The sequence below is a fragment of the Spirochaetota bacterium genome (assembly GCA_040756435.1).
Taxonomy (GTDB): Bacteria; Spirochaetota; UBA4802; order UBA4802; family UB4802; genus UBA4802.
Window position 1 is genome coordinate 52,491 of the sequence record JBFLZD010000011.1, and the last position, 19,841, is coordinate 72,331.

The window sequence follows — 19,841 nt, forward strand, 5'->3', positions numbered from 1 at the left end:
AAACCGCTCATACAACAAAGCTATGTTTGTGCAAATGCAATTATGGCTTTTACAATATCATCAAGGGATAATACCTCTACTGCAGCACCCATCTCAACCGCCGCACGGGGCATACCCCACACAATTGATGTTGCCTCATCCTGTGCAATTGTATGGGCACCTGCGTTTTTCATTTCAAGCAGCCCTGCAGCACCATCCTTGCCCATACCTGTGAGTAGTATTCCTAACGCATTTTTCCCTGCTACTTTTGCCATAGATTTAAACAATACATCGGCAGCAGGTTTTTGAAAATTTACTCTTTCACCATCATTATACATTGCATATAACGACGCACCTTTACGTTCTATTACAAGATGTATACCGCCAGGAGCAATGTATGCAGTACCAGCCTGTAATAATTCTTCATCCTCTGCTTCTTTAACGGTTAGCTGGCATATTTCATTTAAACGCTGCGCAAATTGATTGGTAAAATTTACCGGCATATGTTGCACAACCAGTATTGGCGGTAGATGTTGAGGTAAGCGTTCAAATATATATTCTATAGCAACAGTACCTCCAGTTGAAGCACCAATAGCTATAACTTTATCAGTTGTTATAACCTGCGATAGTACAGGTTTTTTAATTGCTTTTTTTTCTTTAACAAGCTTTGGCGATAATTCTTTCCACTTCTTTAAAAAAGTATTTCGGTTAAAATAGGCATTCCGTATTTTTAATAGAATCTCATTGGTAACTTCTTCAACCGATAAGCTGCCACCTGGCTTATTAACAATATCATACGCGCCTAACTCAAGCGCTTTTATTGCTGCAAACTTATCGTTGGTAGTAATGGAACTTACAATGATAACAGGCATTGGATAATATTGCATCAATCTTTCAAGAAATGTTAATCCGTCCATACGTGGCATTTCAATATCAAGGGTGATAACATCGGGATTAAGGCGTACAATTTTATCCCGTGCAATAAACGGATCAGGGGCTGTGCCAACAAGCTCCATATCATCCTGCTTTTCAATTATTGATGCAATAATATCACGAACTATTGCAGAATCATCAACTACCAGTACTTTTATCCTTTCACTTTCAAACATAGTTGTACCTTTCAAAAATTAGGATTGTATAAATCCTCAATGGTGATTTGTTCTAATGTTTGTACTATTATTTTATTTGTCCGGGTATTAAAATGTACCCTTTTTCCATGATCACCCCCAGTATACATCTGTTTAATTAAGATTTTTTCTTTCCTCAGTATTGTAGTTGCAATATCAACGTTTTTATCACCAATAAAAAATATTTCTCGTTCATCAAATATGATAAACGCACCACCACAAATTGAGGCAACTAAGTCTTCACGTCTGCTGTTATTTTCTTTCAAAAATTTATACAACAACACATAGATAGCAACATCCCCATACTTTGTACTGCTTTGCTCATCACTGGGTGCCTGGGGTAACAAATAATGACACATACCTCCATATCTATGCGTTTTATCATAAATTGCAACTGCAACGCAACTACCCAATACTGTCTTTATTACTATTGGCCTTTTTGAAAAGATGAGCTCTCCTGGATTTAAAAAGTATTCCTGCAACTCTTCCATGTACTCTCCTACTCAACCTTCTGGTATATAGAGTGTGGCAATTGGTGAAATGTATGCCGTATTCCCACCAAACTTTCAGATAATCCTAAAATTAAATATCCACCTGGTTTTACATATTCATAAATTTTTGATAATATGATTTCTTTTTCAGTATTATCAAAATAAATGAGGACATTACGCAAAAACACAATATCAAATAACTTATTAAAGGGATAATCATCCATTAAATTTAAGAATCTAACCTGTACCAAATTTTTTATTTCTTCTTTTACGGTAAATGTTTTTTTTACCTTATCAAAATGAAAATATCGCTTTAAAAGATGATCCTCAATGTTTCCACGGATTTTAGAATAATGGTACACTCCTTCATTGGCAAAAGTAAGTACGTTTAACGATATATCGGTTGCTAAAATTTTAATATCATAAGTATGCAATAATTTACCCAACACTTCATAACATACTATTGCCATGCTGTATGCTTCTTCACCTGTGGAACATCCTGCACTCCATAAACGTATATACTGCTGTGTATGATAGTTATTTTTTATATATTCTTTCACAAATTCAAAGTGGTATTCTTCCCTAAAAAAATACGTATAATTGGTTGTGAGTAAGTTAACAAATTGAATACGCAGATTGCCTTTTGTATCATCCAATAATGCCCTGTATAAGCTTTCGTAATCTTTAAATTCTTTATCAGGACCAACTACTTTACATAACCTGTATTCAACAAGGTATTTTTTATAATCTTTTAGTGAAATACCTGCCAGTTCATAAAAAAGATTTACAAATTTTTTAAATAGTTCATCCGAAAGATGTGCATCATGCATTTTCATGGGATATCAAAACAATATAACATCACCTTGTTTGTGCTCGTCTTCATCCAATTCTTTATGCAAATACTTTTTATACAATTTCTTTAAAAATTCACGTTCATCTGCGGTAGTAATGAGGCTTTCTAGTAGTTTAAATGAATCTATGCGATATTCACATTGAACACCCTGGCATACTTTATGCTCACGTATTAGTTTTTGTATTGTATTGTTAACTTTATGCAACATAATATTTGTAAATTTATCCCTGTGATCCATCTCTTCCTTTATTATAACCAGCTTCTGTATATCCTCAAATTGCTTGAATAAATTCCCCTTTACACCTTCATCCTGCGTAATTAAAGCTTTTGAAACATTATCAACTAATCTGGTAAACTGGTCAATATTCTCTTCATATTCTTTAATCATCTTTTCTGACAAATTTATAAATTCCTGAATTTGAGCAAGGGCATCCTGTTCTTCTTTCTTTTTTTCTTCTATTGTATTTAAATTTTGTTCTATTGTTTTTTTCATTGGCTCAAAAAACTTGATAGTTTGCTCTGAAAATGTGTGTAACTCCTTTGCAATAATTGCAAATACATTATTGCCGGTAAGCTTATTTGCCTCAATGCTCATATTAAGCGAAAGTATATTTATTTTATCAGTAATTTCTTCTACCTGCACCATTATTTCTTTTATAAACTGGAATGTCTGGCTTACCGTGGAAAGGTATTGTGCAAAGGATTCCTGGGTATTGCGCATTTTTGCATAAAAGCCTATCATCTGGTCATATTGCACTGCTCTTTTATCTTTAAAGCCTTTTAAAATTTCAAGAACATACTGCACATACTCAATACTCTCGGCCTGTATCTTTTGCAATAACTGTATGGAATCTTTAACAAGTTCAAAAGATGATGTAAAACGGGTATCAATAAACTCATTCCACTCTTCAGCTATTAAAAGGGGTAATTTAGTTGGGCATAAAGTTTCTAATTGTTGATATAATGATATTAATTTTCTATGGTATTCATATATAATTACCAACAAACCACAGATTATTTCTTTATATATATATTCATAATATTCATATATTGTACCATTGTTAATTTTACCTGGTAATGAAGATTTTAATTCAATATTTTTTATGGTGCTATCTGTTTCAGTTACAAGTTTTTGAACATCCTCACAGCATATAGTATTATTCATATCATTAATTTTGTCATGAGCCAGCTCAAAAATTTCATTAATAGCTTTGGCATGAGCAGTTTCTATTATTTTATTAATAGTGCTAACAATATTTTTTTTGCTTTTACTGCTTATTGTATATTGCAGAAAAACAAGCACACATAGAAAACTATTGCCTGCAAATAGTATATACAGTAACAGTTTTAATGGATATACTATGCATAGTATAGCAATACCAATACTTATTACAAGGCACACAATAATTGTATAATAGAGTATGCTCTCAATCTTTTCTAAATTCATGCAATACCATTATTTTTATATAAATTTCACATCAAAACGGGGCTCATTTAAATGCTTTTAATCACTAAGACATTTTTAAAAGCCCCGTTATTTTGCCAGTAACTATCACTATCTCAATTAAAAGTCTTTAAAATCATTGAGTGGTATTTTGTCCTCAGGCTTTATAAGCTCAACATCCTTATCACCTTCTTTGGGTTTGGCCTTCATCTTATCTATTGCTTCATGAACCTTATGAGCCTTTGAAGTGAGGTCACTTGACTTCTTTTCATCAGCACTCTTTACAATTATATTCTTGATTGCTTTTTCTCCCATCACCACTGAATTTAATTCCATTACCGCTTCACGCTGACTTTCTACCTGGCTTAACATCTCTTCGCTGCTGGAAGCTGTTTCCTCAGATGATGCAGCCAATTGCTGTACCACACTGTTTACCTGTGAAATTGCCTTGGTTACTTGATTTGAGCCCTTTGCCTGTTCCTTGGATGCCCTGGTAATCTCATCAAGTAAAACATTTACCTTTTCAGCCCGTGATACTACATCATTAAAACTGGTTACCACTATATCAGTTTTGCTTGCCCCACTTTCAATATCCTGATTGATCATATCTATTAAATCCGATGTTTCTCTGGCCGAATCTGCACTTTTTTGTGCAAGTGACTTTACCTGCTCGGCAACCACGGCAAAACCACGGCCCACATCACCCGCACGAGCGGCCTCAACAGCAGCATTAAGTGCAAGTATATTGGTTTGAAATGCTATATCATCTATTGCTTTGTTTATTTTTATAATCTTCTTTGAGCTTTCACCAATGGTATTCATAATCTTTTGTAGCTCTGTAGAATGCTCCTGGGCACCTTTTGCTGTTTGCATGGTTTCTTTCATTAAAATTTCGGCCTCGTTTACATTTTTGGTATTGGATTCTATTATTGACTGTAACTCTTCCATACTGCTGGTTATCTCCTCTACCGAGCTTGCAAGCTCGCTTGCGCCACTGGACAATTCCTGGCTTGCTGATGCTACCTGGTTTGCTGCTTTTTCTAAATTATCAGATGATGTAGAAAGATTGTTGGAAACATTGTTTATTGGTTTTACTATAATATTTGAAATAATAATACTTAAGGCAATAGAAAGTCCAACACCTATAATCATTAGTATTATTATTACAGAGCTATAAAACTTAATATCCTCTTTTAATGTTTCCCTTTCAGATTTTACTTTTTCTTCCACCTTTTTCACTATACCATCAACTAAGCTTAATATTTCTGATAAATGTAATTGAACTTCCGAAGCATAATATTCGATTGCTGATTTTCTATCGCCCTTTTTCAAAAAAGCTTCAATTTTTTCAACATCCTTGTGCAATAAGGTATGGGGTTTTTCTAATTGATTAAGGTCTTCTTTTATTTCTGGAATTATATTTTCCAATCTACGTCTATTTTCACCGTAATACCATTTTCCAAGACCACATTGTGTTGGATCTTTTTCCACTTTTATTTCTATAATATTTTCGTTACGCTGAAATTCTCCTACTTTATTACGAAAAAGCAAATGATCAATTTTCTTTTGCAACAATTCTTTCGAATCCTGAATCAATTCAATATTATGATTCATTTCATTTACCAGACTAGAAGAATTGTTCAAGTTAATAACTATCAATATTACAAATAACATCGTGACGGATATGAAACTTATTATTAATTTAACTCGCAAGTTTATATTTCGTAACATAGAATCCTCCAATAATAAATTTATAAATTATATTATTTATACACTCTCTACCTTCTCAGCAATCTCTACAACCTCTTCGGTGGCCAATATATTATCTAGATTCAATATCATAACCATTGAATCCTGTAATTGTATAATGCCCTGCAAATATTTACTTTTAAACTTGAACCCCACCTCAGGGGTTTTTTCAATTTTATCCTCAGGTATTTCTACCACATCCTGAACTGCATCAACAACAAGCCCCACATGATACACGTCCTTAGCGGTAACAATATCCACTATAATAAATATTGTACGCTCGGTATACTCCTTTGCTGGCAGGCCAAATTTTAAACGCATATCTATTATGGGTATTATTCTGCCCCGCAAATTAATAACACCTTTTAAAAATTCTGAAGCTTCATGCAACCCTGTTATTGGCACATAGCTAATAACTTCCTGCACTTTGGCAATAGGTATTGCATAGCGTTCGGCTTCTAACCTGAATATTAAATATTTATTGGTTCCACCCTCCATGTGCACCTCCTTTTGCTTATTGTGATACATACATCTGTACTACTTTAATAAACTTTTCTGCCTCAAAGGGTTTTACTATCCATCCGGTTGCACCATACTCTTTTGCTTTCACTATTTTTTCTTTGTCGGTCTCAGTAGTGAGCATTATGATAGGTGTAGTGGCATCAAACGCCCGTACTTCTTTTACTAAAGTTATGCCATCCATTTTTGGCATATTGACATCAAATATACAAAGGGCAATATTACCTTTATTATTTTTTATTACCTCCAGCCCTTCCTGCCCGTCTTTTGCTCTCAATATATCCTCATAACCATACATCTTTAATGCCTGGGTCACTATATCCAGTATCACATCCGAATCATCTACCAGTACTATTTTTTTCATAAAATGACCTCCCAAAAAATATTATTTCACCGCTTCAATAAATCCCTGTAAATCCACCACAAATCCAATGCTTCCATCACCAAAGATTGTTCCACCTGAAAAATATTGATAATCGTTGAGCATAGTCCCCAAACTTTTTACCACTATCTCCTGCTTCCCAATTATTGAATCAACCACCACACAGTATTTAAACTGATCAAACATAAATATGAGCGATAGTAATCGGTTATCCTGCCTTGGTGTATATACTTCTTTAAAGATATCATGGGCAAAAATAACCGGTATATGCATATCCCTGTGGTATAGTATTGCTTCGTTTGAATTTTCCTGCTTTTGAAGACTACCCGCATCAAACACCAGAATTTCTTCCACCGAATTGAAGGGAAATACATATCTGTTCCCACCTACCACTGTAACAAATCCTTCTATAATTGCCAGCGTCAATGGAAGTTTAATGACAAATTTTGTAAATTTTCCTGGTTCTGAATGAATTTCTACCCTGCCATGGATTTGTTCTAAACCTTTTTTGACTACATCAAGACCAACACCCCTCCCCGACACAGCAGTAACATTTGTGCTGGTTGAAAATCCCGGTAAAAACATAAAATTATATATATCCTTATCAGTTAGCTTTCCCACATCCTCTTTTTTTATCAGTTGCATTGCTATTGCTTTATCAAGTATCTTTTTGGTATCTATTCCACGCCCATCATCCATAATTATAATCTCTATGCCACTCCCCTTATGCTCGGCTGATAATGTAATTCTACCCACTTTATCCTTCCCCACAGCATCACGTTCTGCAGGACTTTCAATGCCATGATCAATGGCATTGCGTATGATGTGCATCAATGGATCATATATTGTTTCTATCACATTGCGATCAAGTTCCGTTTCTTCACCGTGAACTTCAATAAACACTGTTTTTTGTAATTCCTGAGCCGTATTGCGTGCAACAACACGCAGTTTATTAAACACTTCCTCAATAGGAACCATTCCCATAGATAGCACAAGGTCCTTAATTGCTGATGTAATCATCTCAGCCTGGCTTAATGTGCGCTCGGAAATATTTATGGCGCCGCGGTTTCTTTCAATTTCCTGCTTTAACATTGATTGATTTATAACAAGCTCACCAACATAATCAATTAAACTGTTTAACTTCTCATTTGATACTTTCACAAATCCAATCTTTTTAATCTTGCTCTTTAGTTTTTGCTGCTTCTGCAATGCAGCAAGCAAATCATCCTGTTCCACAAGTCTTTCTTCGGTAACTATCTGTCCAAACTTTTTATCTGTTTCTTTTTGTTTTTCAAGGATTGAATTAAGTTGCAGCTGCGACAGCTTTCCCTCTTCCTGTAATATTTCACCAATCTTTTTATACTGATATTCCTGTAATATTTTCTTTAAAAGAGCAATAAACGGAAATACTTTAAGCGAAATGAATGACTTTTTAATTTCACCAGCTTTAAACTCATAGCTTTGCATTATATCTAGGATATTACGTAACAACTCCATGCCATAAAAAATGACATCCACCAGTTCACGGGATAGAAGCATTTTGCCATCACGGATAGCAGCAAATATATCTTCAATTGCATGGCTAATATCTTCAATGTTTTTAATTCCCAAAAATGATGATGAGCCTTTAATAGTATGGAAATTTCTAAATACTGTATTAATAAGTTCTTGATTACTGGAATCATGTTCAAGTTCAAGCAATACAAATTGCGCACTATCTAAGTGCTCTGTTGCTTCATGATAAAATTGTTGTAAAAGCTTCTGGTCATCCACAAGATGTGAAAAATCTTCCATTGAATAGAATGAAGCTTTTTCTACTTGTTGCAGTGTGTCTTTATCTTCTTCCCCATCTTCTGCATTGGTTTGTGTATCTTTTTGTTCTTCTACAATTTTATCTAACTTAGAAACATTGCGTTTTATTTGTTTCAACAATTTCTTTTTTTCTTCTTCCCCGGCATCATTATATTTATCTATTGCATCCACTATTTTTTCCAATACCTGAATGCATTGCACCTGTATTAATGGTGTGTGGGCTAAGCTTTTAATTATATCAGGAAGAGTGTGTATAACTTCATAGAGTACATCATTACTATATTGATGCACTATACTAATACATTCCTCCTTTATTTCAGCCAATGCTAGGGCATCTCCTTCTTCAAAATTAGATATTAAACTTTTTATATGATCTTTTATCATAATGGCAAACCTCAGTAGAGTTTTATATTATTTATTTCCATTACGTTAACTCAATAAAAGTATTAAATCAAGTAAAAAAAATTTAGTAAATTTTAATTGCAAATTCAAGTATAAGTGCAACATAAAATAAAAAAGCATTTTTCTTTGGTTTTTTTTAATTTTTAAGCCTAAATAAAAGAAAGTGGATAGTGGTATAAAAACAATTTTTGACTTACTAAAATTATCATTTTGTGTGGAACACTATATACCTTACTGTAAACCATCAATGTAATTAAATTCTGTATTCAATTGATTATTTCCTTTCGTTATAGTATATTTATTACCACATAATAAATATTAATTAAGATTTGACAAATAAGTGCCGATAGTTACTATAGATTAAAAGAAGGTGATTACCATGGTTATTGATAAAATAGGGAACATTAAGAATATTGTTGAACCTAAAAACACCAAATCGGTTGGTAAAACCAGATCTACCGGGAAATCTGATTCGGTTGAAATTTCAAGCGAAGCCAAAAAGGCTGCTGAGCAATCTAAAATTGCCCAGGTTATAAAGCAGACACCCGATATACGAGCTGAAAGAGTAAGGGAAATTAAAGAACAGATAGCTAATGGTACGTACGATTTCAATGATGACCGTATAATAGATAAAGTTGCAGAAAAAATTGCTATGCAGCTTTTACGCAAATAAATAAACCCTTTTTAAAGGTTATTATAGATGGCCGGCATAATTGACAAAAAGGCGGAATCAGGATTCCGCTTTTTTATGTCTAAAGCCTATGGACAAACCATGGAAGGCCTGTGGCCGGATCTGTATATCCCAACTGCGGTATATGCACAACCTGATAGTGTAGCACTCCTTCCATCTATAATTAAGCTTTTTGGCTCCCGTATATTATTTATTACCAGTTCAATTGATTTTAACCAGTATAACCACCTTTTTATGCCCATTGCACGAAGCCTGCAAAACAATAACATACCGTTTATAGTATATGATGAAATTCCTGAAAACAATACTGATTATATTGATACTGCGGTGTATTTTGCCCGTAAAACCCATTGCGACCTGGTTATAGGATTTGGCGGCATCAATTCAATCAATGCGGCAAAAGCAGTTGCGCTGTTAACTCCTAACTATTTCTTTGCACATGAACTTTTTAACTATCCTTTTTTACATGAACCAATACCATTTATCAGTATTCCCGTACATCCACTGTTTGGTTTTGATATAACTCCCTGCACAATACTGACTGATATCCATGATGGTATCCATAAAACCTTTTTCCATAATTACATCTTTCCCAAAGCTGTTATCCTTGACCCCGGTATGTCATTTGGCATTGATGAAGTAACATTAGCCAATTACAGCATGGCAACATTAGCTATTGCCACTGAATCGGTTATTTCAAGAAATATCAATAATATTACCAATACACTTTCTTTAAGAACTATAGACCTCATATTTAAAAATTTACCTGCTGCATTGCGCGAAAGTGACAATGAAACTGCGCGACTTAATATCATGATGTCATCACTTATGGCGGGCATTGCTTTCAGCAGTGCACAGCTTTCTGTGACATTAGCATTATCACTGGCACTTTCTTCATTGACACCAATTGATATTGCATCATTAATGGCTGTTATGCTACCACATATTATGGAATATAATTTAACTTCATCTCCTGGTAAATACGTACAGATGTCCAAAGTCATGGATGAGGATGTACGTGATATCACCGTTATTGAAGCTGCAATTAAAGCAGTGGAAGGTGTACGAAAATTAGCACTTGATGTTGATATTCCACAACGTCTATCGCAATTTGATATTAACAAAGGCATTTTTTCCAAAGTGGCCGAAATTACATTGACCTACCCATTCATTCACAATGCACCCCGTGCACTCAACCGCGACGAAGTTGAAACCATCCTTATTGCAGCCTATTAGCCTATGAGTCAGTCTTCACTTAACAATTTACTGCAACGGTTTAAAAATGGGCTTGTTTCTGATGAGGATTTTTTACAACAACTATCGCACATTACAATAGAACAGTTAGGCCACACTACACTGGATCATCACCGTCACACACGGTTAGGTTTTCCTGAAGTCATTTTTTGCCAAAATAAAACTCCCCAACAGGTTGCCGACATTGCCAAGGCGTTAGCCAAACGTAAGACAAGTTTTTTAGGTACACGTGCCACCAGAGAGCACTACAACAAAGTTAAAAAGTATATTAAAAAGGCTCACTATAATGAAGCTGGTAAAATCATTTCTTACCGTGCACAAACGCTTCATCATAAACCACACAAACTTTTAATTATAACTGCTGGCACATCCGATATTCCGGTTGCTGAAGAAGCAAAGGAAACCGCGCACATTATGGGGCTTACTGTTGAAACAATCTATGATATTGGGGTTGCAGGAATACATCGTGTATTTCATAACTGGGGAAATATTTATGATGCCACAGTCATTATTGTTATAGCCGGTATGGAAGGTGCACTACCAAGCGTTATTGGGGGATTAGTGCCCTGCCCTGTTATTGCAGTGCCAACTTCAGTTGGGTATGGTGCTTCATTTGGTGGTGTGGCAGCGCTACTTGGGATGCTCAACTCATGCGCACCGGGGATTAGCGTTGTTAACATTGACAACGGCTTTGGCGCTGTATACTGTGCCTACCGTATTATTCGCAATTTGTAGGATAGTTACATGAAAATACTCTACTGTGATGTGCAATTAGGCGCTTCAGGTGATATGCTTGTTGGCGCATTTCTTGATATGGGGCTTCCTGTTAATGTCCTTACTACCCAGCTCCAATCATTATCAGTAAAAGGTTTTGCGATAGTTCCTGAAAAAGTAAAGCGCTATGGTATACAGGGCACTCAGGCTGGTATTACCGCACGCATTGACACCACTAACCGTAATCTTGCGGCCATAAACGATATTATTGCACACACGACGTGCTCTGACACCGTAAAAAAAAATGCAATGAAGGTTTTTGATACATTAGCCGCTGCTGAAGGCGCAGTACACGGCATTCCAAAGGAAGAGGTTCACTTTCATGAGGTTGGAGCCATTGATAGCATTGTAGATATACTTTCTTTTTGCATTGGCATTGAATATTTTGCAATTGATACACTGTATTACAGCCCATTTGCGCTGGGCACAGGTACTATCAAAACGCACCATGGTACTTTGCCGTTACCTGCCCCGGCAACCGTTAAGCTTACCGTTGGCAAAAAGGTTATGTTTACCGGACTGGAAGGGGAACTTACTACACCAACGGCTGCTGCCATCCTAGTAACGCTTGGCACACAACTTTCACATTTTGGAGGTACTGTAGCAAATGTGGGTATTGGGTTTGGCACCCGTGATTATGGTTTTCCCAGTTATACCAGAGCTTTGCTTATTGATGATAACTCTTTTGAATATGAAGTTCTGAGTGTACTGGAATGCACCATTGACGACATGAATCCTGAAATATATCCCCATGTGGCTGAGTTACTGTTTGAGGCGGGTGCACGGGACGTGTATATGCAGCAGGTTATAGCAAAAAAAGGGCGTCCCGGGGTGGTTGTTTCGGTACTCTGCCCTCTAGATGTAGTTAATCAATGTACACAGATTCTTTTACGGCAAACAACCACCCTGGGGGTCAGAGCATATACCGTCAACCGCTATTCGCTACCACGGGAGTTTGCAACCGTTACCCTGTACGGAGAAGAGATACATATAAAGCAAAGTTACCGTTATCAGGAACTATCGCCAAAACCTGAATTTGAGGATTGTAAAAAAGTAGCAGTAAAAACAGGAAAACCTTTATATGTAATAATGGAAGAGGCTCTAAAGGAATACTACAAACAGAAGAAATTATAGCTGCTTCAATTCCTCAGAAGAGAAAATCTGGTCAATATCAAGAATAATGACAAACTTGTTTTCAACCTTCCCAATACCAATGATAAATTTGCCCGATATACCTTTCACAATTGGCGGGGGCGGTTCAATATCTTTGTGTTCCAGTTTGATTACATGACTTACCTGGTCTATTGCTAGCCCTATACGCTTGCCTTTTATATCAACAACTATTGCCCGTTTATTTTTTGCACCCTTTTCGGAAATACCAAAGCGCACACCTAAATCAATAATTGGTATAACCTTGCCCCGTAAATCAATGACCCCCATAATATAATCCGCCGATTTTGGGAGTGGTGTAACTGCTGGCAGTTTAAGGATTTCCTGTACTTTTAAAATTTCAATGCCATATTCTTCCTTACCAATATTGAAGCATACTATCTGCATGCTGCTTAGTGCTGTATCTTTAGTCTGGGTTTTCATACTGAAATCCTTATTTCAAATTTACTATATTATCACAATAGTAGTAATAGTAATGCTATTTTTCAAGTTAAAATTTTTATTTTTTGGCGATAGTTACTGTTATAAAGACTTTATTTTCAGCAATAATTCCTTAAAAAATTTTTATAATGAATATAGTTACACCGGGGGTGTCCCAAAACAATTCGTGGAGTTCTCAATGACGCGGGTGCAAAGTCATTGCGAGCGTAGCGAAGCAATCTCAATGCCGCAGAAGACAAGATTGCTTCGTCACTTCGTTCCTCGCAATGACAGTATGGCAAAAGTTATTGCAGAAGATGTCTTTTGAGACAACTCCGGTGTATACTATTTTATATTTTATTCAAATTTCCACATTTAGGAATAATTAGTGCTTTATTTTATTAATTTTAAATATGATTGATGCAACTGGTCAATTGCTATCTTCCCTTCTTCTACATATCCTTTTAAATTGGCAGGAAGTAAACCGTTTTTAATATATATGTAGCCTGCAAACATGATAAACAGCAAAGCAATAATTACAACAAGCTTTAATACCTGCTTTATGAGTATATAGATAAGAATAATAAAGCTAATGGCTGCTATTATTGTTAATAATAATCCTGTATTCATGATTTAGTATCCACTTTTATGGTACCTTTACGCTTTTTTCGGAATGCTAAAGAACTCACTATCATACCGGACACCAATCCAATTATTAAAGTAGCAAAAAGCATTACAATAAATGGCAGGGTAATATTCCACGTAAGAATAGTTAATGAAACCGGTTGGGTATTTTGCAAAATTATTATCACAAACAAAAGAAGAATAATTGATATGCTTATTACTTTTGCGTGCATATATTTTACCTTAAATATTAATAGTAGTGATTACCTAATTCTTAACGCACACAACACATTATTGTATGGCATTTAAAAAGTTGTGTATATGTAGACAATAGCTTATCTTTCCATAAAGATAAAAATTAATAAGAGCATATTTGCTACTATTGTTACAATTCAATATAGTAATATAGCAATAGTAAAATATGTCAAGCAAAGTATAGTAGTGATGTATATACGTAACACTTTACTTTTTTATTGCTAAGTATTGATAATTTCTGTTTTTTAAACTGTAAATTTAACCATTAATTCTATGATAATAGAGATATTATACTCTTTGCAAACTTCCTTTAAAAATTTGGTATGATCAAGTATAAAGGGGTATTACCTCTACGGGTTTATTGTTAATAGATACATACAATGTTAACAGTATCAAAACCTGATATAAATAATCAATTTTTTCATCCTAACTACACATAAACTTCATAAAATCTTTACACATTTATGCCATTTTACACGTGAAATTTCAAGATTGAGAAACGATAAGAGGAACAATGAGTTTTAAAAGTACATTTAATGAACAAATCATTTCCATGCTGCACATTTTTGTAAACGAACAAAAGAAACGTTTCCCTTCTAATGAAGTGTTAACGATTGACCTGCACTGCCATGATCACAACAGCAATATTCCCGACGAACAGTTAGGAAGAATATTAGGAATTCCTGAAACGTGGCTGCCAACTGATAATTTGCTTACAACTCTTAAGAACCACGGTTGCGATACATTTACAATAACAAATCACAATAATGCCCACTCATGTTATGAGCTTTTAGATAAGGGACATGATGTGCTTGTTGGTGCTGAGTTTAGTTGTACCGTACCCGATTATAAGATTGGCATCCATGTTCTTACGTATGGGTTTACACCTGAGCAGGAAATTAAGTTGAATAAATACCGTAATGATATATATAAATTTTTAGATTACACACTTGATCATGACCTTCCAACCATATGGGCACATCCATTGTATCACTACAAATCAAAGGGTATTCCACCTATGGAATTCTTTGACAAGATGGCTCTTCTCTTTGAACGATTTGAAGTCATCAATGGCCAGCGCGATAGCTGGCAGAATATGCTGGTAAAGCAATGGATTGAATCATTAACGCCCGATAAATTAGAAGAGCTATCGCACAAATTCAAAATAAAACCCGATAGATTTTGCAAAAGATCCTATGACAAGTATATGTCTGGTGGTTCCGATAGTCACATGGGAATATTCACTGGCTTAACGGGAACCTATCTGCACATCCCTGATTTAACCGAAAGATTGAAAACTGAAAAGCGTTCGGCACTGGCACTTGAAGCCATAAAAAAAGGTGCAATGGCTCCTTTTGGTACACACAATGACAGTGAAAAGATGGCAATTTCTTTCATTGATTATTTTTGCCAGATAGGCTTGAATATGAAAGATCCTGGTCTTCCCCATATTCTGTTACACAAAGGTGACGTCAAAGACAAACTGACTGCGCTAGCAATAACCAATGCATTCCATGAATTAAAGCGGCATAAAACTACTTTAAACTTTTTAGAGCTTTTTCACAATTCATTAATTGGGAAAACATTTTCCAAAACAAAACGATTCTATGTAAGCAAAGATTATAAAAGGGTTTTTGATATTGCCTACAAACTATCACGATATACAAAAACCAGGAAAAAAGATGATGTGACATTCTATACACAATCAATATATGGAATATATAAAGAGCTTGTGCAACTGCTTTTGAAGCGTTCTGACAAGCATATAAACGAATTGCTAAACAATGACCAATTTAAATTAAAAGAATTTGAATCATTCTTTAAAAATATTGAAATCCCAAGCCATTTTAGAAAATATATTGAAGGTAATGAAAAATCTAATGGTAATGGTTCAGTCAAAGTTAACCTACCAAAACTTTTTGACGAGTTATCATTCCCGTTTTTAGGATCAGCTGTGATTGCTGCAGCCTTCTTTACCAGTGCGCGCGTAATGTATAAAGCACGACCTTTGCTTTATGAATTTGCAAAAGAACACAATACCCTCAAACATCCGGAACGCACATTATGGCTCACTGATACATTTACCGATTCCAATGGTGTTGCAATGGTATTGCAATCCATGCTTAAGGAAATTCAAACACGTGATCTACCCATTGATATCATTACTATCAGCAGTACACTTGAATCACAGGATCACTTAATTGTTATCAGGCCACTGAAAGAATTTACCCTTCCATTTTATGAACAGCAACCATTGCGTATCCCCGATATTCTTGAAATCCACAATATCTTCAAACAAGGGGAATACAGTAGAATTATTGCTTCAACCGAAGGACCAATGGGATTAGCTGCACTGTGGTTAAAATATGCATATTCCGTTCCTGCATTTTTCTATGTGCACACTGACTGGATGATGTTTGCAGAACAAACATTAAAGTTAACCGATGAAAACTTACATAATTTCAGGCGTCTGTTGCGGACCTTTTACAAAGGATTTGATGGATTGTTTGTTCTTAATAACGAACACCGCAAATGGCTAACAGGCAAAGACATGGGCTTTAACCCATCACAGGTATTTTTAACTGCACACTGGGTTGAAGAAATTTTCAAACCCCATACGATAAAAAAAGATGAAATTTTTGGAGTGAATAACACAACGCCTATAATACTTTTTACAGGAAGACTATCAGAAGAAAAAGGTGTTATGGATATTCCAAAAATCATGGAGATAGTTAAGCAAAAACATCCTGAGGCAAAAGTGGTTTTTGCCGGTATTGGACCAAAAGAACAAGAATTAAAACAGCTTTTGCCTGATGCAATCTTTTTAGGATGGATACAGCATGATACTTTACCCAGGATATACTCAGCAGCAGATGTTTTGGTTTTGCCATCACGATTTGATACATTTGGATGTGTTGTGCTTGAAGCATTATCGTGCGGACTGCCTGTACTAGCTTACAACACAAAAGGGCCCAGGGATATTATTAACAACGGTTTAAATGGATATCTGGTCAAAAATGAGATTGAAATGGGCCAAAAGATCACAGAACTTTTGGATAATCCTCTGCTTATGAACCTCTTCAAAAATCAAGCATTACTCCGTGCCCATGAATTCAGCCCTGATGCAATTATTAAGCAATTCATCAATGACCTTAACACAGCAGCATAGTCAACATCATATATGGTGGAAGCACGGGGTACTATATCACATCTATCCCCGCAGTTTCTATGATGCAAATGATGATGGCATAGGTGATTTGCGCGGTATCATTGAAAAATTTGATTATCTTGTTAACCTGGGTATTGATGCTATATGGCTTTCGCCTATTTATGCTTCACCAATGTATGACTGTGGTTATGATATAAGTGATTATTACAACATTGATCCATGTTTTGGTACATTGGATGATTTTAAAACATTATTGGCGATAGCTCATAGTAATAACATAAAGATTATAATGGACATGGTGTTAAACCATACATCACACCTGCATCCATGGTTTATTGAATCATCCTCATCACGCGATAATCCCAAACGCAATTGGTATGTGTGGCAAGACCATGTAAATAGGAAAGCACCAAACAACTGGAAATCAGCATATTTGTCAAGTGCATGGGAATGGCATGAGCCCACACAACAATTTTATTTACATTCATTTCTTAAAGAACAACCCGATCTTAACTGGCATAATCCTGAAGTTAAACAGGCAATGTTTGATGTGTTACGGTACTGGCTTGATATGGGAGTTGACGGATTTAGATTGGATGTGATTAATTACTGCTATAAAGATAAGCGTCTGCGAAACAACCCTTTCTCGTTTAACCCGTTCAATGAACAGATAGAAAAATATAATAGAAATAGGCCTGAAAATTATACACTGGTACAAGAAATACGGCAACTGGTTGATTTATACCATGATAGAATGGTCGTTGGTGAAGTATTTTGCTATCCACCAGGTAATCCGGAATTATCCGCAAGCTATCTTTGTAATGGCAAAGGTTTGAATTTAGCTTTTGATTTTTCACTACTATATCAGCCTTTTGAGGCACACAAAATTTACAAGTCTATCAAACACTGGTTCAACGTCATACCTGAAAATTGCTGGCCTTGTAATGTATTATCAAATCATGATCAACCACGATATGCTGATAAACATAACAGCGACAACATTGACGCAGTTCAACGTTTGCTATTATTAATGCTTCTGACATTACGCGGAACTCCATTCATTTACTATGGCGAAGAAATTGGCATGAAAAATTGCTCTATTCCACTTCGCCATATTAAGGATCCTGCAGGGAAAAGGTTCTGGCCTATATACACGGGAAGAGATTGTTCGCGTACTCCTATGCAGTGGTCAGATGAAGCTAATGCTGGTTTCAGCAAAAGTTGCAGCTGGCTTCCCATTGACAGTAACTATCGCACAATAAATGTAAAAAACCAAAGTAAAGACCGGTATTCCCTGCTATCTTTTTTTAAAGATTTAATACAATTGCGAAAAAAACATCCTGCACTTACTCATGGAACCTGGGAACCTATTGTAAAAGGGAAAAATGGCATTTTAGCATATATACGCAAAATTGATCCTGAAACTTTATGCATTATACTAAACTTTAATGATAGCACCAGCTTTTTACATTACCCCTACGAAGCACAATGGAAAGTACTATATTCAACTCATCGAAGCAGATTTGAGCATTTTGCCGACCTACGTTTTCAGTGTTATCCTTATGAAGCAACTATTTTAAAGAAGATAGGAAACCTGTAATGATTCACACTTTCTTCACTGTATCTTTATTCAATTTTTAATAAGTTTGAGATTAATACTAAGTACAGTAATGAGTAAATAAAGTGTTTTCTTAAATGGAGTTTAGCATGATTAAAAGATTAAAATTATTAAAGAAATTGTTTCTCTATTTTTCTTCTGGCCAAATGGCACAATTTTCTATAACACGGATACCATTATGGATTATCATAGTTAGTTTATTGTTGGTAGTTCTGGTGGGGGTAAGTGGTATTTTAAATCTACATTATCTAAACATGTCTCATCAGGAAATTGAAAAAATTAACGAAATAATAACTTTAGCACAAACTACACAAATAGATTTTGGAAATCAACTGGCAATAGTGCATGCTATATTATTTGAAAACGATAATGAAGAATATAGAAAATATTTCCATAAATTTTCTTATCAATATACTGTTGTGCAAAATGAACTTTTCAATTTAAAATTGATGCTCGATGACTATCCTGCAATAAAACAAGATATTGAACAAACAATGCAATATCATAAACAATTTTCTGAATTACTCATTGATGAAATAACGCAATATAAAGAAGGAATGCTATCCGCAAGTGATGTGTATTCAATAATAAAGGGGAAGGACAAGTTAGCCATTGATACATTGTCAAAAGTATGCAATGATATCAATACCATTGCCAGCAACAAAATCATCAGAACGAAAAACAGATATTTTACTTTTTCTATTATTTCAATTATAGGTATTTGCATTACATCTATAATTTTAGTAGTAACGATATTATTCATAATAAAGGCCGAAAAACGGTTTCTATTTTCCATTGGAAAGCAGCTTTCATCATTTTTACCTTCACAATTAGTCCAACTAATACTTACACAAAAGAAACAGGAAATTTTCCCAATACAAAAAAAATTTTTAACGGTATGTTTTAGCGATATTCAGGGATTTACTAAACTTACCGACACTATTGAAGCTGATATTGCAGCGGAAATACTTAATGAATATCTTACTGAGATGACGAAAATTGCACTCAAGTGGAATGCAACTGTGGATAAATTCCTTGGGGATGGAATTATGATTCTATTTGGTGCTCCTATCCCAATGACTCCGGCCTTACAAGCAGAAAACTCACT

Annotated in this window: 18 protein-coding genes; 7 read left to right on the forward strand and 11 right to left on the reverse strand. The window is 35.1% G+C overall.

Translation table 11 applies throughout. The features are described from left to right. Window positions 1-20: 20 nt before the first annotated feature. The 8 genes from AB1444_05010 to AB1444_05045 all read right to left on the reverse strand — a co-directional run bounded on the left by AB1444_05010 (window position 21) and on the right by AB1444_05045 (window position 8,740). Window positions 21-1,088 carry a chemotaxis response regulator protein-glutamate methylesterase gene (locus AB1444_05010; GenBank protein MEW6526014.1) on the reverse strand — a complete coding sequence of 356 codons (1,068 nt, stop codon included), beginning with the start codon at window positions 1,086-1,088 and terminating at the stop codon, window positions 21-23. A gap of 11 nt (window positions 1,089-1,099) precedes the next feature. After that, window positions 1,100-1,597 carry a chemotaxis protein CheD gene (locus AB1444_05015; protein ID MEW6526015.1) on the reverse strand — a complete coding sequence of 166 codons (498 nt, stop codon included), beginning with the start codon at window positions 1,595-1,597 and terminating at the stop codon, window positions 1,100-1,102. 8 nt (window positions 1,598-1,605) lie between these two features. Further along, complete coding sequence (locus AB1444_05020; protein ID MEW6526016.1) at window positions 1,606-2,433, reverse strand: CheR family methyltransferase; 828 nt, start codon at window positions 2,431-2,433, stop codon at window positions 1,606-1,608. 6 nt (window positions 2,434-2,439) lie between these two features. Beyond that, window positions 2,440-3,897: a methyl-accepting chemotaxis protein gene (locus tag AB1444_05025; protein MEW6526017.1), complete on the reverse strand. Its 1,458-nt coding sequence runs from the start codon at window positions 3,895-3,897 to the stop codon at window positions 2,440-2,442. Between the two features lie 117 nt (window positions 3,898-4,014). Further along, a complete protein-coding gene (locus tag AB1444_05030; protein ID MEW6526018.1) occupies window positions 4,015-5,625 on the reverse strand; it encodes a methyl-accepting chemotaxis protein in 1,611 nt (536 codons plus the stop codon). A gap of 36 nt (window positions 5,626-5,661) precedes the next feature. Continuing rightward, window positions 5,662-6,141 carry a chemotaxis protein CheW gene (locus AB1444_05035; GenBank protein MEW6526019.1) on the reverse strand — a complete coding sequence of 160 codons (480 nt, stop codon included), beginning with the start codon at window positions 6,139-6,141 and terminating at the stop codon, window positions 5,662-5,664. A 16-nt stretch (window positions 6,142-6,157) separates the two neighbouring features. Further along, the gene (locus AB1444_05040; protein MEW6526020.1) at window positions 6,158-6,526 is read right to left on the reverse strand and encodes a response regulator; all 369 of its coding nucleotides are present in this window, start codon (window positions 6,524-6,526) and stop codon (window positions 6,158-6,160) included. 21 nt (window positions 6,527-6,547) lie between these two features. Further along, window positions 6,548-8,740, reverse strand: coding sequence for a chemotaxis protein CheA (locus AB1444_05045; GenBank protein ID MEW6526021.1), 2,193 nt, complete (start codon window positions 8,738-8,740; stop codon window positions 6,548-6,550). Between the two features lie 397 nt (window positions 8,741-9,137). Here AB1444_05045 and flgM point away from each other — a divergent pair, with 397 nt between their 5' ends. The 4 genes from flgM to larC all read left to right on the forward strand — a co-directional run bounded on the left by flgM (window position 9,138) and on the right by larC (window position 12,611). After that, entirely contained in the window at window positions 9,138-9,431 is a 294-nt protein-coding gene (gene flgM / locus AB1444_05050) for a flagellar biosynthesis anti-sigma factor FlgM (protein ID MEW6526022.1), read from the forward strand. Between the two features lie 75 nt (window positions 9,432-9,506). Further along, window positions 9,507-10,685 carry an iron-containing alcohol dehydrogenase gene (locus AB1444_05055; GenBank protein MEW6526023.1) on the forward strand — a complete coding sequence of 393 codons (1,179 nt, stop codon included), beginning with the start codon at window positions 9,507-9,509 and terminating at the stop codon, window positions 10,683-10,685. 3 nt (window positions 10,686-10,688) lie between these two features. Continuing rightward, window positions 10,689-11,438 carry a nickel pincer cofactor biosynthesis protein LarB gene (larB, locus tag AB1444_05060; protein MEW6526024.1) on the forward strand — a complete coding sequence of 250 codons (750 nt, stop codon included), beginning with the start codon at window positions 10,689-10,691 and terminating at the stop codon, window positions 11,436-11,438. A 9-nt stretch (window positions 11,439-11,447) separates the two neighbouring features. Beyond that, a complete protein-coding gene (gene larC, locus AB1444_05065; protein MEW6526025.1) occupies window positions 11,448-12,611 on the forward strand; it encodes a nickel pincer cofactor biosynthesis protein LarC in 1,164 nt (387 codons plus the stop codon). On the opposite strand, the gene AB1444_05070 is transcribed toward larC, so the two are convergent. The 3 genes from AB1444_05070 to AB1444_05080 all read right to left on the reverse strand — a co-directional run bounded on the left by AB1444_05070 (window position 12,606) and on the right by AB1444_05080 (window position 13,924). Then, the gene (locus AB1444_05070) at window positions 12,606-13,070 is read right to left on the reverse strand and encodes a chemotaxis protein CheW (GenBank protein MEW6526026.1); all 465 of its coding nucleotides are present in this window, start codon (window positions 13,068-13,070) and stop codon (window positions 12,606-12,608) included. The genes larC and AB1444_05070 overlap by 6 nt on opposite strands. Window positions 13,071-13,460: 390 nt before the next feature. After that, window positions 13,461-13,697 carry a hypothetical protein gene (locus AB1444_05075; protein ID MEW6526027.1) on the reverse strand — a complete coding sequence of 79 codons (237 nt, stop codon included), beginning with the start codon at window positions 13,695-13,697 and terminating at the stop codon, window positions 13,461-13,463. Further along, entirely contained in the window at window positions 13,694-13,924 is a 231-nt protein-coding gene (locus tag AB1444_05080) for a LapA family protein (GenBank protein MEW6526028.1), read from the reverse strand. Before AB1444_05080 ends, AB1444_05075 begins: the two co-directional genes overlap by 4 nt. 536 nt (window positions 13,925-14,460) lie before the next feature. Between AB1444_05080 and AB1444_05085 the strand changes: the two genes are divergently transcribed. The 3 genes from AB1444_05085 to AB1444_05095 all read left to right on the forward strand — a co-directional run. Continuing rightward, window positions 14,461-17,115, forward strand: a complete 2,655-nt coding sequence (locus AB1444_05085; protein MEW6526029.1) for a glycosyltransferase — start codon at window positions 14,461-14,463, stop codon at window positions 17,113-17,115. Beyond that, entirely contained in the window at window positions 17,093-18,715 is a 1,623-nt protein-coding gene (locus tag AB1444_05090; protein ID MEW6526030.1) for an alpha-glucosidase, read from the forward strand. The genes AB1444_05085 and AB1444_05090 overlap by 23 nt, the downstream gene beginning before the upstream one ends. 107 nt (window positions 18,716-18,822) lie before the next feature. Next, window positions 18,823-19,841: adenylate/guanylate cyclase domain-containing protein (locus AB1444_05095; protein MEW6526031.1), on the forward strand; the 1,019-nt coding region annotated here is incomplete at its 3' end.

Excerpts from the sequence above, each read along its gene's own strand:
- AB1444_05010 (MEW6526014.1), bottom strand. The coding sequence starts at position 1,088 with ATGTTTGAAAGTGAAAGGATAAAAGTACTGGTAGTTGATGATTCTGCA.
- AB1444_05015 (MEW6526015.1), bottom strand. The coding sequence starts at position 1,597 with ATGGAAGAGTTGCAGGAATACTTTTTAAATCCAGGAGAGCTCATCTTT.
- AB1444_05020 (MEW6526016.1), bottom strand. The coding sequence starts at position 2,433 with ATGAAAATGCATGATGCACATCTTTCGGATGAACTATTTAAAAAATTT.
- AB1444_05025 (MEW6526017.1), bottom strand. The coding sequence starts at position 3,897 with ATGAATTTAGAAAAGATTGAGAGCATACTCTATTATACAATTATTGTG.
- AB1444_05030 (MEW6526018.1), bottom strand. The coding sequence starts at position 5,625 with ATGTTACGAAATATAAACTTGCGAGTTAAATTAATAATAAGTTTCATA.
- AB1444_05035 (MEW6526019.1), bottom strand. The coding sequence starts at position 6,141 with ATGGAGGGTGGAACCAATAAATATTTAATATTCAGGTTAGAAGCCGAA.
- AB1444_05040 (MEW6526020.1), bottom strand. The coding sequence starts at position 6,526 with ATGAAAAAAATAGTACTGGTAGATGATTCGGATGTGATACTGGATATA.
- AB1444_05045 (MEW6526021.1), bottom strand. The coding sequence starts at position 8,740 with ATGATAAAAGATCATATAAAAAGTTTAATATCTAATTTTGAAGAAGGA.
- flgM (MEW6526022.1), top strand. The coding sequence starts at position 9,138 with ATGGTTATTGATAAAATAGGGAACATTAAGAATATTGTTGAACCTAAA.
- AB1444_05055 (MEW6526023.1), top strand. The coding sequence starts at position 9,507 with ATGTCTAAAGCCTATGGACAAACCATGGAAGGCCTGTGGCCGGATCTG.
- larB (MEW6526024.1), top strand. The coding sequence starts at position 10,689 with ATGAGTCAGTCTTCACTTAACAATTTACTGCAACGGTTTAAAAATGGG.
- larC (MEW6526025.1), top strand. The coding sequence starts at position 11,448 with ATGAAAATACTCTACTGTGATGTGCAATTAGGCGCTTCAGGTGATATG.
- AB1444_05070 (MEW6526026.1), bottom strand. The coding sequence starts at position 13,070 with ATGAAAACCCAGACTAAAGATACAGCACTAAGCAGCATGCAGATAGTA.
- AB1444_05075 (MEW6526027.1), bottom strand. The coding sequence starts at position 13,697 with ATGAATACAGGATTATTATTAACAATAATAGCAGCCATTAGCTTTATT.
- AB1444_05080 (MEW6526028.1), bottom strand. The coding sequence starts at position 13,924 with ATGCACGCAAAAGTAATAAGCATATCAATTATTCTTCTTTTGTTTGTG.
- AB1444_05085 (MEW6526029.1), top strand. The coding sequence starts at position 14,461 with ATGAGTTTTAAAAGTACATTTAATGAACAAATCATTTCCATGCTGCAC.
- AB1444_05090 (MEW6526030.1), top strand. The coding sequence starts at position 17,093 with ATGACCTTAACACAGCAGCATAGTCAACATCATATATGGTGGAAGCAC.